Source organism: Listeria sp. Marseille-Q6474 (genome assembly GCF_946902005.1).
Lineage (GTDB): Bacteria > Bacillota > Bacilli > Lactobacillales > Listeriaceae > Listeria > Listeria innocua.
Map to the genome: position 1 here is coordinate 117,666 of NZ_CAMPPS010000002.1, position 12,600 is coordinate 130,265.

The window sequence follows — 12,600 nt, forward strand, 5'->3', positions numbered from 1 at the left end:
GGGAGAACATGACTAAGAAGCAAAAAGAAATACTATTTTGTGACTATTTTGAAGAGTGGGTCGAAGTGTATAAAGTTGGAGCAATTGCAAAAATAACACTAGCTAAATATTATAATGCAGCAAAACAACTTCGAGATATATGCCCAAAACTTTTTATCTCAGATTTTGACAGACGAGAATATCAACGAATTATTAATGTTTATGCTGAAACACATGAGAAACAGACAGTTAAAGATTTTCATCATCATGTGAAAGCGTGCATTAAAGATTTGTTTCACGATGGATTAATAGATAAAGACCCGACTTATAGAGTTGTTATAAAAGGAGCAGAACCGACAAGAGCGAAAAAGCAGAAATTCTTACAGAAAGAGGAGTTATCGAAGTTATTACAATCACTCGATACGAGCCAAATTGGATTTGGATGGTTCGTAATGCTCGTAGCTAAGACCGGAATGCGCTATGCAGAAGCTTTAGCTATCACTCCAGCAGATTTTGATTGGACAGCACAGACTATATCTATCAACAAAACATGGGATTACAAATATAACAAGGGATTTGCTAAAACGAAAACATTGTCGTCAGTAAGGACCATTAAAATTGATTGGCAGATTGTCGGGCAGTTCAAACAACTGATAAAAGATTTACCAGAAAACGAACCCATTTTTGTTGAAAAATTTGAAGACGGCACTTACAAACGTCAATTCAATTCAACCATCAACAATTTTTTAGCTGCTAAATGCAAAGAAACAGGAATTACACAGATTAGCTTTCACGCATTACGGCATACGCATGCAAGCGTATTGCTGGCAGAAGGTGTTTCGATTCATACGATTTCAGCACGATTAGGACATGCTGATGTAGGTGTCACACAAGAAACCTATGCGCATGTGTTAGACGAATTACAAAAGAAAGATGATCAAAAAATGTTATCTGTTTTGATGCAGATTGCGTAGTGAGGTGATTAGATGCGAAAAAATTGGACGGATGAGGAAATCAGAGTTTTACAGAATAATTACGAATACGTAGACACTGAAATAATAGCTAATTTTTTAAATCGCTCTTATCATTCAATAAAAAACAAAGCGGCGCGACTTGGAATCAGTAAAAACTCGGAGTGGACAGAAGATGAGGATATTTATTTAGAGTATTTTGTTTATGAAAACGACGACAATATTAGCAAAGCTGCCGAATTTTTAGGACGTACAAAAGATGCAGTTATAAACAGACTAGTGAAGTTAAGAAAAAGAGATTCTTCAGTTTCTTTTATTAGGCGTCCGTGGACCAAAAAAGAAGATGAGATACTAAAAAATAATTATATTATTATGTCGAATGACCAATTAGCTGAACGATTAAGAAGAACAAAAGCCTCTGTAGCGGCAAGAAAGGTACTGTTAGGACTGACAAACAAACACATGTCTAAAGAAGATGACAAAATGATTCGTCATCTTGGAAATCAAGGGTACACAATCAAAGAGATTTCAGCAGAAATGAATTTGTCTTATTGCTTAGTTAAAAACTATATAAGAAATCACAGAATCAATTATAGAAGGGAATCAAAAAACGAGATAAATGGTTGGCGAAAAGAAGCAGATGCGACCTATTCGCATTATATTAACTCTAAAAAAATCAAGGAGGAACAAGCATGAATTTAAAAGTAGGAGACAGAGTAGAACTCATTTTAAGAAGCAAAAAGCGCGTTGGGACAGTAGAAGAAGTATATAACGACACGCAAAAGTGCAAAGTGCAGATTGACGAATTTCCGGTGACAGTTACGAAGCCACAAAAGTATCTTGTGAAAGCGAAAGAACCAGAACTGGTAATAGTTCCGCGATTTGCCGATGACTGGATAAATCACTGTGAACAAAGAGAATACGATTTAGCTTGTTTGTTAGATTATGGCAATGCAGGTATGCCTGATGAAATGTACGGATGGTTAATTTCATCAGCTGATAATCAAGAACTACTCGCCCGCGCGTGGATGGACGGCTACGAAGTCGAGAAAGAACCGCTTTATTATGTACAACTTATTACTAATTCTTTGGGGTATCTCAATGTACGAAATGATGGTCGTCGGTCTTTAAGTGATAGTGTTCAAAATGACATTTTTAAAACACAATTTACAGAAGCAAAAATCAAAGAAATGGATGAACGTTATTGGCAGTTTGCTGTTCCTGTTAGGGATTTGGAGGGTGAAGAAGAATGAAATCATTTGATATTTCTACTTATTTCAAATCTTTTGTGGATGATGATAAGGAAGCGCTGGAATTGTTGAATGAATACATCATCAGAAATAATAAAAGACCAGTTTCCGTGCAGTTTCAAGTAGTACATTATCCTGAGGCAAATCGTGATAGAGTTTATATCTTTGCTGAATTTGAAAGGAGGGTGAAGCATGAGAGAAGTAATCCTTTTAAAAAGAGAAGAGTACTACGAAGAAAAAACAGATATCAGACCATCTTATCGCTACAAAGAAACAGGTGAAATAGCATACTTTCACAAATTTGTTACTATCCCAGAAACAATATACGCAGAATCGGGCGTATATGCTGTGTTAGAAAAAGAGAATGGCGAGTGTGGATTGTATGAACTATCTGAATTTAAATTCAAACATAAGGCGAAGGAAGGGACGATAGCATGAGAGCGATTGGCTTTAGAGACTTTATCGAAGAATTAAATGAAGTTGATGAGAACGGAGGATTTAAAGGTCCGTTTATCATGTTCGTTGGAGTAGAAGAGGTAAAAGGGTGCTTTGAGATTTTTGAGGAGGAAGGCAAATGACTAGCACAATAAAAATATCTGAAAAAGATAAAGTGTTCCAGATTGCGACGGTAGCTGGCTGGATTGAACAGACTGGAATGCAAGTGACTATTGACGAAATAAACTTTGCAATATGTGTGTTCAATAAGAAAAACAAAGATTTTATACAGGTTAGTGAGGTTGAAAGTGGCGCTAAATTACTAAGTATTCCAATCAGCGTGATAGACATTTTTATTTCAGACACTCGAGATAAAGCAATCGAATATTATAAAGATAATGTGATTCCTTTAATCCAGAAAAAAATTAAAGCAAATGGATTAGATAAATTTAGAAAAGAAGTTGAAAAAGCGAAAAAATATATGGTTGAAACTCACGGAGAACGACCGGATATTAAAGATATTGAGGAGGAAGGTAAATGACAAAAATTTACTCATTGTATGTTGAAGAAGGAAAGTATTTGGAATCTTGGGATGAAGAGTCAAAAAAAGTTAAAACCACAAACGATTTTAGCGAAGCAATCAAGTTTACTGAGTTTAAAGAAGCGGATAGACAAGCGAATGAATTAAGTTCTGATGTCGCGATGGTTGTAGAAGTAACTAATTTAAAACAATCAATTGATTGTTGATTGTTTTGAAGGAGGAGGAAGGCAAATGATGAACCGTGTAGTACTTGTAGGACGATTAACAAAAGACCCTGAATTACGTTACACTCCGGCTGGCGTGGCAGTTGCGACTTTTACATTAGCAGTAAATCGCCCATTTAAAAATGCACAAGGAGAACAAGAAGCTGATTTCATTAATTGTGTTGTTTGGCGTAAACCAGCCGAAAACGTTGCTAATTTTTTGAAGAAAGGAAGTATGGCGGGCGTTGATGGACGCGTACAGACTCGTAATTATGAGGACAGCGACGGCAAACGCGTTTTCGTTACAGAAGTAGTAGCTGAATCAGTTCAATTCTTAGAGTCCAGAAACCACACAGAAGGCGCTACATCGAATAATTACCAAAACCAAGCTAATTATTCAAATAACAATAAAACAAGCTCATATCGAGCGGATACGAGCCAGAAGAGCGATTCATTTGCAAACGAAGGTAAGCCGATTGATATTAACGAAGATGATTTGCCATTTTAAGGGAAAGGGTGAATAAAAATGACAGCAGAAACAGCAATAAAAAAGTTGAGAAATAGATCAATGGGCATCAGACAAATGGCTAATGCGATTGCAGAAGTCACAAACTATCAAATTAGCGAAATCGAACAAATGGGGGACGAAGAAATTGAGGCGAAGTATACCGCGTACGTCATTAACGAAGCGAACGAGTACGCGAAGTAAATATAATGCGAAGAAAGTTGTTATTGACGATATAAAGTTCGATAGCAAAGCAGAAGCAGCATATTATCAGCAATTGAAACTATTAAAAATGACTGGTGAAGTAGTGAGTTTCGATTTACAGCCAGAGTTTATTTTGCAGGACTCATTTGTAAAGAATGGGAAAAAGTATCATGCGATTAAATATAGAGCTGATTTTCTCGTTCGATACAAAGATGGTCACGAGGAATTAATCGACATCAAAGGCATGTTAACAAAAGAGTTTCGAATCAAGCAAAAACTTTTTGAAATGCGTTATATGCAATCAATTAAGTGTTTGAAACAGAAAGGACGAAATTTCGTGGAGGTGTGAAAAATGGCAGTATTAGAGATGACAGAGAAAGTATTAGAGATGACAGAGAATAAAGAGAGGCAACGGGAGATAATTAGTTATTTAATAAACGAAAATTTACCTTTTGCTGACAGGGAAGTGTTGCAAAAAGAGTTAAACGATTTAATGAATACTAATACAGAAGAGAAAATGCGTACTTGGATGAAGAAGGAAGCAAGAGCGATAGTCGGAAATAGGAATTGGGAAAATATGAACATTATTGAATTTGTTAAATTGCGACATGCGGGGCTAACACAATCGGAAATAGCTGATTTCTTTAATGTATCTAAATCGAAAATGGATAATTTTGTAGCAATTAGAGAAAATCGCTCATATTACCGAAAGAATTTTGTTTACGATTTACACAGAATCGCTAGGGAAAATTGGACGGATAAATGATTTTTAGGGGGCGATTTTATGAAAAAAGAAGATGGTGTGTATACTCGCGTAAATGGAGAAGAAAAGTTAATAACAAAACCACCTGAAAACGGCTTCGGAAAAACTACCATAACATGGAGCCACGGCAAACCTACCACTGCCGAAAATGTACAAACAATAAAACTAAATAAATAGTCTGGTCGAAAAAATCGAAGGACGTCATGAACAGTTAAATCTGTCGTGACGTCCTTTTTTTATTAATCATTGGGGAGAGTGACGAGAATGCAAGAATTAATTAATGAGTACAGAGGAGCTTTACAAGATGTGCAAAAAGTAAAAGCTAATCTGCAAAAAAGAATTGATGCTGAAAAACGCCCTCCATTAGAAGCGGGACAAAAAAGAGTTTTTCAAGAAATGCCGGTAAAAAATACGATGTCGAAATTAAATAGTATTATAGACAGTTTGCAGTTCTCAATAGACTGGATGGAATTAGGACATGAACCAGCGCCACGGAGAGCAATCCACCGACGTTCTGGCTTACAAAGAGAGGTAAATGTTACTGATGTAGAAACGATGCGACGATGGTTTGTACAAGAGCATGGAAATGCTTATGAGTTTGAAGATAATGAGCCGAAGATTTCAGAATGGGATAAAATCCGGATGGAAGATGCTATGTCTACAATGTCGGTGCAAGAGAAAAAAGTATTTTTATTAAAACATGAAAAAAATTTATCTTTATCTCAAATTAGCGACGAATTAGAGATAAGCATTCGTTCTGTACGATCATACTTGCACCGAGGAGAAGAAAAAATACAACAACAAATCGACGGAAGTTTGTTCTGCATGGCAATTTAGTAATTTTTGCCGCACACCTGCCACCTATATATGAGAAGTGAAGATGATTACAAAAATAAAATCTTATATTGAGTCTGCGCTCCACTTCTCATTTATAATCTTATGATGATATAGCAGGAGATTGCTATGTTGCCTGGCAGAGGCTTTGTATCTGGCCACTAGTCTCAACAGATGACGACACTTCTGTTCAATCTCATATCCTATCCACACTGGATGTAAAACACGCTTGTGGCGTTATGCTGTACGTTAACAGTTTATACTCGTGGCGGAACAGGTAGACGAAGCACAGGATAGAACTAATGTGGCTAAGAAACGTATGTCTTAGCTTAAAACTCCTGTAAAACAAATTAATTAGTTCATGCAAGGTGCAAATCCTTGCCGAGTATATAATAAAAAACGAAGAAGGGGTTAATTACATGAGGGAAATTATAAAAGCAGGAATAACAGAGGTAAAAGGAAAAGAGCCAGAATTTAAAATAAATATTGCTGGTTCAGAACAAGAACAAAGCTTTGCGTTAGCCCAGATTCATTACATGAAAATAGAACGATTAGCTACGCTAAATGGTAAGACTTTTGAACAAGCTAAGAGTGATTATTTAGAAGCTCTAAGCATCATTGTAGGAACGATTAAAGATAATAATTAATTAGCGAAACAAACACAGAATGCGAGGTGGTGGAAGTGAGTGGCTAGAGCAAGAAACCCAAACAGAGATATAGCAAAGAAAATGTGGCTTGATTCAGATAAGACAATGCCACTTGTGGAAATTGCCAGTAAGTTAAATTGTAAACCATCACAGATTAGGAAATGGAAATCGGAAGATAACTGGAGTGATAACAGTAATAGTAACGTTACGAATCAAAAGGAGCGTTACTATTCAATGAAAGGGAACGGGAATGCTAAGAACAACAAAGGCGGCGCTGCTCCTAAAGGGAATCAAAACGCACGTACACACGGACTGTATTCTAAATATCTTCCGGATGATACGATAGATATTATTAGTATGATGGACCAACAAGAACCAGCTGATTTAATTTGGGGGCAGATACAAATACAATACGCCGCTATTATTCGAGCACAGAAAATTATGTGGGTGGAAAATTCCGAAGATGAAACTAAAGTTCAAACACAAGCGGGGTTTGGAGATAGTGGTTCTGATAAATATGAGTATCAATTCGCTTGGGATAAACAGGCGAATTTTTTAAATGCACAAAGTCGTGCGATGTCTACACTAAGTGGGTTAATTAAGCAATTTATTGCCATTGCTGATGAGCAAGATGAACGCAAAGCTAAGCTTAATCAAATTATTGCATCAACAGATAATATACAGGCCCGCACAGCTCTTATTAAAGGCGCTGAAAAAGATACTACATTGCTTAATAAACTATTAGATGTTGCCAAAGGAGGAAACGGAGACCTTGAGTAAAATTGATGAGCTAGTATTTACGCCCAAACAACAGGAAACTATTACATTCCCTTTTCGGGGTGTGACGCTTGAAGTCAACGAAGGAACTCCGCGATCCGGTAAAACTACTGCCGATATCTTTAAAATGGCTTATATCTATTCTATTTCCGAAGATCAAAATCACTTAGTTGCTGCATTTAACCAAGAACAAGCCTTTCGCTTATTCATGGATGGCGATGGATTTGGATTGATGCACATATTCGGTAATCTTGCAGAAATGAAACACGACGAGCATGGGGATCATTTGCTTATACATTCTCCAAACGGTCCAAAGAAAATCTATTATAAAGGTGGCGGGAAAGTAAATAGCGTGGGTGCTATTACTGGTATGTCATTGGGTACTGTTACGTTTTTAGAAATCAATTTGCTTCACAAAGATTTTATTGAAGAATGTTTTCGACGGACCTTTGCAGCGAAAAATAGATTTCATTTAGCTGAATTGAACCCACCTGCACCGAATCATCCAGTGTTAGAAATCTTTTCTAACTATGAAAAGTCAGGTCGCTACAAATGGCGGCATTGGACTGCGAAGGATAATCCAGCTCTTTCAGAAGAACGGAAACAAGAAATATATAACGAAGTCAAACACTCCTCTTACCTTTTGCAACGTGACTGGTATGGTAAACGAGTTTTGCCAAAAGGTATTATTTACGAAACATTTGATATGCAGAAAAACCAAATACCCAAATTAGAAGGGCATCCAATTGAGATGGTCTTTTTTGGTGATGGAGGACAACAAGATGCTACTGTTTGTGAGTGCTATGTAATTACAGAGCATGCGTCTGACGGACATTATAAATACAAATTTAATCAAGTTGCATCCTATTATCACAGTGGTAGGGATACAGGAGAAGTAAAAGCTGGTTCAACCTATGCCGTTGAGATAAAACAATTCATTCAATGGTGTATGAAAGAGTATGAAGTACCAGTAAATGAGCCTGTTTTTATTGACCCTGCCTGTCGCTGGCTACGTGAAGAACTGGAAAAGGTTGGTGTTGATACGGCAGGAGCAGACAACAATGCTCATGATGTGACAGGTAAAGCGCAAGGTATAGAGGTTGGAATTGAGCGGATGCAGTCGCTATTAAGTGAAAGGCGTTACTTGCTTGTTGAACAACTTAACGATCAATATGACCATTACAGTTGGCTACAAGAAATTGGTATGTATGTACGCGACGAGAACAGTGGAAAGCCAGTTGATAAGAATAACCATGCGATGGACACGAGCAGATATGCTACAAACTACTTTTATAGGAATTATGAAGATATATAGAAAGGAGTGATTAAATGGGTGTTTGGAGTGTAATGACACGTTTTATTAAAGGCTGGCTAAATGGAAAACCTAATGGAAGCGAACCGGAGTTAATACCAAAATATCTGCCGCTTATTCCAGATAATCAAAAAGAATGGAGCAAAGACTCCTATTTAACTTCGTTGTGGGCTCAAGGATATGTGCCAACAGTGCACGATAAGTTAATGAATTCCGGAACAGGCAATGAGATAGTTGTTGTTGCGGCTGAGTATATATCTGGAAAGCCTTTAAGTATTGATGTAACAGGGGTTAATGGCAGTAAGGATGAAAACTTAACAAAGCAACTGAAAGAAGCATTACGGATTGATAATTTTGATAGTAAGAGCGTGAAAATTGTTGAATTAGCAGGGGGGAGCGGAGTATCCGCTGTAAAGATTAACATTTTAAATGGGCGACCATCTCTTAGCGTTCATAGCTCCAGCCAATTTTGGATAGATTTTAAAAACAATGAGCCATTTCGTTTTAATTTCTTTGAGGAAATACCCACAAGCAATAAAGCAGATATTTATTATTTAGTTGAAAGCAGAGAAATAAAACAATGGGACAATGAAGGGAAAAAATTATCTGGAGGTTTTGTAACATATTCTGTTATTAAAATCGATGGCGATAAAACTACTCCTATCAGTGCGGAAAGACTACCAGAACAGATTACAAGCTATCTGTACACAAATGATATTCAATTGAATCATTCTGTATCAATTGGTTTAAAGAGCTTGGGCGCTTATTTAATAAATAATAGCCCAAGCAATACTAGATACCCACATCTTAATCTTGGGGAATCTGACTTATCGCAATGTACCAATTATTTATTTGCCGTAGATTACTTTTTCACTGTTTATATGCGCGAAGGAGAGAAAACAAAAACAAAAATAGCGGCTAGCGAACGAATGTTTAGGAAAAAAGTTAATAAGAGCACAGATAAAGAAGAATGGTCCATGAATGTAGATGAAGACTACTTTATGCAATTCAAAGGAACGTTAGATGCTGGAGCGAAGTTAAATGACATGATTCAATTCATGCAAGGAGACTTCCGAGACGGTAGTTATCGCGAAACGATGGAATATTTTGCTCAGAAAGCTGTTTCGAAATCTGGTTATAATCCCGCTACTTTTAATCTAGGTAATAGAGAAGTTAAGGCGACCGAAATTTGGAGTTTACAAGACGCGACAGTGCGTAAAATTGAGAAGAAAAAACGCCTTATTCAAAATGTTTACGAACAGATGCTTTGGGACTTCCTATATTTGCTAACTGGCGGAACAAACAATAAAGAAAAAGCAATAATGCGTGATGAAATCAGGGTAATAATTGAGTTTCCAGATCCAATGTCTGTTAATCTGAATGAATTATCTAGCACATTAAATAATATGAACAGTGCATTAGCTATGAGTGTAGAAGAAAAGGTGAAATTAATCCACCCAAAATGGGAAGATGAAGAAATTCAAGCGGAAGTAAAACGCATCTATTTAGAAAACGCAATCGGAGAGGTTCCTGACCCGGAAGCAATTGGGGGAATGGAAACGAAAGGCGGGTGATTAGATGAGCCATCACCATGCACCAGTGGATTTCGAAAAAGAAGCATCTATCTTACGAAACCACTTTAATAATGCCGAAATAGAGTTGCTTTTGCTGATAAAGAAGCATGTTATGCATGGCGCTAAGAATCCAACTAAATGGAAATTCATTCAGCAGTCGCGTTTGATAAAGTTTAAAAGAGAATTGAAAGCACATATAAGTATTTTCAAAGACGAAACGAGAAATAAAATAGATAAACTAACGTATAGTGTTTATCTTGATTGCGTGAATGAATACGAGGACGAAATGGAAGCTAGATATCAAACTAAGAAAGAGGTTGATATACAAAATGACGACTATTTATCTGAAAGTGATGCACTTATCCAAATTTCGGAAGATATGGCTAATTATTGGCAAAAAATCGCGCCCTCCAAGTACAAACAAGTGGTTAAGGAAACAAAAGATAGCAATGGAATTTTAAAATATGCTATCGCAACATCACTTATTAATGTTTTAGGTGATGGCATAAGAAATGTTATAGATCAGTCTGGAAGAAAGTACCGACCAGGAGCTTACATGGAAATGGCTTCAAGAGGTGCTTTTTTTAATGTTGGTTTAAATGCCATGAAACGTGTTCTTGGAAGATATGAGCACGAATTAGTTCAAGTGTCAGCTCACGTAAGAAGTTGTCCGCGTTGTGCTCCTTGGCAAGGAGAAGTGCTATCAGTTAACTACGAAAGCAATGAATATAAAACATTACAAGAAGCGGAAAATGATGGTTTGTTTCATCCCAATTGCCACCATTTTTTATATTCGTATTTTGAAGGTGACGAAACAGACGAGCCTATACCATATGATGAAGAAGAATACGAAGCGCAAAGCAAGCAACGGTACTACGAGCGCGGCATTCGTGATTGGAAAACAAAAGATATACTTGCAGAAGGTCCCTCTAAACAATATACAGCTGGGAAAGTAAGACAATGGGAAGAAGCTTTGCAAGACCATTTGAATAACAATCGATTCTTAGAGAGAGAATTGGATAGAGAAATTATAAAAGCGTCTAAATGAACGCTTTTTTTGTTTGGCTTGATATAAAAATCTTGCCTACCTGCCGGCAACTAATAGACAGGGATGGCTCACTCAGAGCTTAAAAAGGAGGAAATATGAAGAATTATTTACAGCGCAAGTTTGACATCCAACATTTTGCTGAAGGGGGAGACGATAAGACTTTTACCCAAGCGGAACTGGATGAAATTGTAAAGAATCGCTTAGCGGCTGAAAAAAAGAAATTTAATGGAGAGATTGAAACCATCAAAAGCGCGCATGAGGAAGAAATCACGAAGTTAAACGACCAAATTAATCAGCTTAACGATCAAGTGGGCGAACATGATTCATCTGAAAAGGCATTGAAAAAACTTCAAAAAGAGAAAGACGAGGCACTATCAAAGCTGGATGAATATGTTCAGAAAGAACAAACGGCAGAGTGGCACAGTAAGTTAAAAGAAAGCGGCGTAAAAGAAGAACGTTACGAAGCGTTTACGAAGCTTTTTGGGGATGAAGAGCGAAATGACGACAACTTAGCGAAATTCGCAGAGCAATATCCAGAATGGATTGCAAAATCTGATGAAGGTAACACGCCTCCACCGATTGGGGCAGGACTGGGCAATGCAAGTGAGCCAAGTGCCATAGACCCATTCATTCAAGCATTAAATTCATAATTAGAAAAGGAGAGATAGCAAAATGGCTATTAACTATGTAGACAAGTACGGTAAGGAGCTCGACCAGAAGTTAGTCTTTGGCACTTACACAAATGAATTAGAAACACCTAACCTTTTATGGTTAGATGCAAAAACGTTTAAGATTCAAACTATCACAACAACAGGACTTAAAGCACATACAAGAAATAAAGGATATAACGAAGGTTCTGCTTCAAACACAAATAAATCTTATACGATTGATTTTGATCGTGATGTAGAATTCTTTGTAGATGTTATGGATGTGGACGAAACAGGTCAAGCGCTTTCTGCTGCGAATGTTACTAAAGAGTTTAATTCTCGGCATGCTGGACCAGAAATGGACGCTTATAGATTTTCTAAGTTAGCAACAGCAGCGAAAACAAATAGTAATTCGGTTGCGGAAGAAATCACTAAAGATAATGTGTTCACAAAATTAAAAGCGGCAATTCGAAAAGTGAAGAAATACGGAACTCAGAATCTTGTTATGTATGTTTCGCCAGATGTTATGGCAGCATTAGAACTTAGTGATGATTTTGTTCGAGCTATTAATGTGCAAAACATTGGTCCTTCATCCATCGAAACGCGTATTACGGCTATTGATGGTACACGTATTGTTGAGGTAGAAGCGGAAGATCGTTTCTATGATACTTTTGATTTTACAGATGGTTACAAACCAGCTGCAGGTGCGAAGAAACTGAATTTCTTACTTGTAAATAAAGGTACTGTTGTTGGCGGCGCAAAACACGCTTCTATCTATTTGCACGCACCTGGCTCTGTAGGACAAGGTGATGGCTGGTTGTATCAATATCGTGTATACCACGACATTTTTGTGTTGGACCAACAAAAAGATGGCTTAATCGCTTCTACAGAAGTCTAAGGAGAAGGAGGT

General features: G+C 37.1%; 20 protein-coding genes. All 20 read left to right on the forward strand.

Features of this window, described 5'->3' with window-relative positions; translation table 11 throughout:
* Positions 1-8 precede the first annotated feature (8 nt).
* The 20 genes from OC533_RS11335 (at position 9) to OC533_RS11430 (ending at position 12,588) form a co-directional block, all read left to right on the forward strand.
* Positions 9-953, forward strand: a complete 945-nt coding sequence (locus tag OC533_RS11335; RefSeq protein WP_262265260.1) for a site-specific integrase — start codon at positions 9-11, stop codon at positions 951-953.
* 12 nt (positions 954-965) lie between these two features.
* Positions 966-1,646: a hypothetical protein gene (locus OC533_RS11340; protein WP_147732789.1), complete on the forward strand. Its 681-nt coding sequence runs from the start codon at positions 966-968 to the stop codon at positions 1,644-1,646.
* Entirely contained in the window at positions 1,643-2,203 is a 561-nt protein-coding gene (locus tag OC533_RS11345; protein ID WP_262265261.1) for a DUF1642 domain-containing protein, read from the forward strand. Before OC533_RS11340 ends, OC533_RS11345 begins: the two co-directional genes overlap by 4 nt.
* A gap of 189 nt (positions 2,204-2,392) precedes the next feature.
* Entirely contained in the window at positions 2,393-2,638 is a 246-nt protein-coding gene (locus OC533_RS11350; RefSeq protein ID WP_085400858.1) for a hypothetical protein, read from the forward strand.
* Positions 2,635-2,778: a hypothetical protein gene (locus OC533_RS11355; RefSeq protein WP_194330354.1), complete on the forward strand. Its 144-nt coding sequence runs from the start codon at positions 2,635-2,637 to the stop codon at positions 2,776-2,778. Before OC533_RS11350 ends, OC533_RS11355 begins: the two co-directional genes overlap by 4 nt.
* Positions 2,775-3,176: a hypothetical protein gene (locus OC533_RS11360; RefSeq protein WP_194330350.1), complete on the forward strand. Its 402-nt coding sequence runs from the start codon at positions 2,775-2,777 to the stop codon at positions 3,174-3,176. Before OC533_RS11355 ends, OC533_RS11360 begins: the two co-directional genes overlap by 4 nt.
* Positions 3,173-3,382, forward strand: coding sequence for a hypothetical protein (locus tag OC533_RS11365; protein WP_031667970.1), 210 nt, complete (start codon positions 3,173-3,175; stop codon positions 3,380-3,382). Before OC533_RS11360 ends, OC533_RS11365 begins: the two co-directional genes overlap by 4 nt.
* Positions 3,383-3,407: 25 nt before the next feature.
* Positions 3,408-3,887 carry a single-stranded DNA-binding protein gene (gene ssb, locus OC533_RS11370; RefSeq protein WP_194330349.1) on the forward strand — a complete coding sequence of 160 codons (480 nt, stop codon included), beginning with the start codon at positions 3,408-3,410 and terminating at the stop codon, positions 3,885-3,887.
* Positions 3,888-3,905: 18 nt separating this feature from the next.
* On the forward strand, positions 3,906-4,088 hold the full coding sequence (locus OC533_RS11375) for a hypothetical protein (RefSeq protein ID WP_061112210.1): 183 nt from the start codon (positions 3,906-3,908) through the stop codon (positions 4,086-4,088).
* Positions 4,033-4,437, forward strand: coding sequence for a DUF1064 domain-containing protein (locus OC533_RS11380; protein ID WP_070277872.1), 405 nt, complete (start codon positions 4,033-4,035; stop codon positions 4,435-4,437). Before OC533_RS11375 ends, OC533_RS11380 begins: the two co-directional genes overlap by 56 nt.
* 3 nt (positions 4,438-4,440) lie before the next feature.
* Positions 4,441-4,854 (forward strand): DUF2481 family protein, encoded by a 414-nt coding sequence (locus OC533_RS11385; protein WP_070277871.1) that lies wholly within the window; start codon positions 4,441-4,443, stop codon positions 4,852-4,854.
* 18 nt (positions 4,855-4,872) lie between these two features.
* Positions 4,873-5,028, forward strand: coding sequence for a hypothetical protein (locus OC533_RS11390; protein ID WP_003722548.1), 156 nt, complete (start codon positions 4,873-4,875; stop codon positions 5,026-5,028).
* 87 nt (positions 5,029-5,115) lie between these two features.
* Positions 5,116-5,688, forward strand: a complete 573-nt coding sequence (locus OC533_RS11395; RefSeq protein ID WP_187992169.1) for a sigma-70 family RNA polymerase sigma factor — start codon at positions 5,116-5,118, stop codon at positions 5,686-5,688.
* 416 nt (positions 5,689-6,104) lie between these two features.
* Entirely contained in the window at positions 6,105-6,332 is a 228-nt protein-coding gene (locus OC533_RS11400; RefSeq protein WP_119734953.1) for a hypothetical protein, read from the forward strand.
* Positions 6,333-6,371: 39 nt separating this feature from the next.
* Positions 6,372-7,112: a phage terminase small subunit gene (terS, locus tag OC533_RS11405; protein WP_003731713.1), complete on the forward strand. Its 741-nt coding sequence runs from the start codon at positions 6,372-6,374 to the stop codon at positions 7,110-7,112.
* Entirely contained in the window at positions 7,105-8,424 is a 1,320-nt protein-coding gene (locus tag OC533_RS11410) for a PBSX family phage terminase large subunit (RefSeq protein ID WP_077950702.1), read from the forward strand. The genes terS and OC533_RS11410 overlap by 8 nt, the downstream gene beginning before the upstream one ends.
* Before the next feature lie 14 nt (positions 8,425-8,438).
* Positions 8,439-9,995: a hypothetical protein gene (locus tag OC533_RS11415; protein WP_031645955.1), complete on the forward strand. Its 1,557-nt coding sequence runs from the start codon at positions 8,439-8,441 to the stop codon at positions 9,993-9,995.
* Between the two features lie 4 nt (positions 9,996-9,999).
* Positions 10,000-11,043 (forward strand): phage minor capsid protein, encoded by a 1,044-nt coding sequence (locus OC533_RS11420; protein ID WP_069029850.1) that lies wholly within the window; start codon positions 10,000-10,002, stop codon positions 11,041-11,043.
* A gap of 95 nt (positions 11,044-11,138) precedes the next feature.
* Positions 11,139-11,693, forward strand: a complete 555-nt coding sequence (locus OC533_RS11425) for a hypothetical protein (protein ID WP_071349215.1) — start codon at positions 11,139-11,141, stop codon at positions 11,691-11,693.
* 22 nt (positions 11,694-11,715) lie between these two features.
* Positions 11,716-12,588: a hypothetical protein gene (locus tag OC533_RS11430; RefSeq protein ID WP_031659979.1), complete on the forward strand. Its 873-nt coding sequence runs from the start codon at positions 11,716-11,718 to the stop codon at positions 12,586-12,588.
* Positions 12,589-12,600: the final 12 nt, after the last annotated feature.

Excerpts from the sequence above, each read along its gene's own strand:
- OC533_RS11430 (WP_031659979.1), top strand. The coding sequence starts at position 11,716 with ATGGCTATTAACTATGTAGACAAGTACGGTAAGGAGCTCGACCAGAAG.
- OC533_RS11375 (WP_061112210.1), top strand. The coding sequence starts at position 3,906 with ATGACAGCAGAAACAGCAATAAAAAAGTTGAGAAATAGATCAATGGGC.
- OC533_RS11365 (WP_031667970.1), top strand. The coding sequence starts at position 3,173 with ATGACAAAAATTTACTCATTGTATGTTGAAGAAGGAAAGTATTTGGAA.
- OC533_RS11400 (WP_119734953.1), top strand. The coding sequence starts at position 6,105 with ATGAGGGAAATTATAAAAGCAGGAATAACAGAGGTAAAAGGAAAAGAG.
- OC533_RS11360 (WP_194330350.1), top strand. The coding sequence starts at position 2,775 with ATGACTAGCACAATAAAAATATCTGAAAAAGATAAAGTGTTCCAGATT.
- OC533_RS11425 (WP_071349215.1), top strand. The coding sequence starts at position 11,139 with ATGAAGAATTATTTACAGCGCAAGTTTGACATCCAACATTTTGCTGAA.
- OC533_RS11340 (WP_147732789.1), top strand. The coding sequence starts at position 966 with ATGCGAAAAAATTGGACGGATGAGGAAATCAGAGTTTTACAGAATAAT.
- OC533_RS11335 (WP_262265260.1), top strand. The coding sequence starts at position 9 with ATGACTAAGAAGCAAAAAGAAATACTATTTTGTGACTATTTTGAAGAG.
- OC533_RS11350 (WP_085400858.1), top strand. The coding sequence starts at position 2,393 with ATGAGAGAAGTAATCCTTTTAAAAAGAGAAGAGTACTACGAAGAAAAA.
- OC533_RS11415 (WP_031645955.1), top strand. The coding sequence starts at position 8,439 with ATGGGTGTTTGGAGTGTAATGACACGTTTTATTAAAGGCTGGCTAAAT.
- OC533_RS11390 (WP_003722548.1), top strand. The coding sequence starts at position 4,873 with ATGAAAAAAGAAGATGGTGTGTATACTCGCGTAAATGGAGAAGAAAAG.
- OC533_RS11395 (WP_187992169.1), top strand. The coding sequence starts at position 5,116 with ATGCAAGAATTAATTAATGAGTACAGAGGAGCTTTACAAGATGTGCAA.
- OC533_RS11355 (WP_194330354.1), top strand. The coding sequence starts at position 2,635 with ATGAGAGCGATTGGCTTTAGAGACTTTATCGAAGAATTAAATGAAGTT.
- OC533_RS11345 (WP_262265261.1), top strand. The coding sequence starts at position 1,643 with ATGAATTTAAAAGTAGGAGACAGAGTAGAACTCATTTTAAGAAGCAAA.
- OC533_RS11385 (WP_070277871.1), top strand. The coding sequence starts at position 4,441 with ATGGCAGTATTAGAGATGACAGAGAAAGTATTAGAGATGACAGAGAAT.
- OC533_RS11420 (WP_069029850.1), top strand. The coding sequence starts at position 10,000 with ATGAGCCATCACCATGCACCAGTGGATTTCGAAAAAGAAGCATCTATC.
- ssb (WP_194330349.1), top strand. The coding sequence starts at position 3,408 with ATGATGAACCGTGTAGTACTTGTAGGACGATTAACAAAAGACCCTGAA.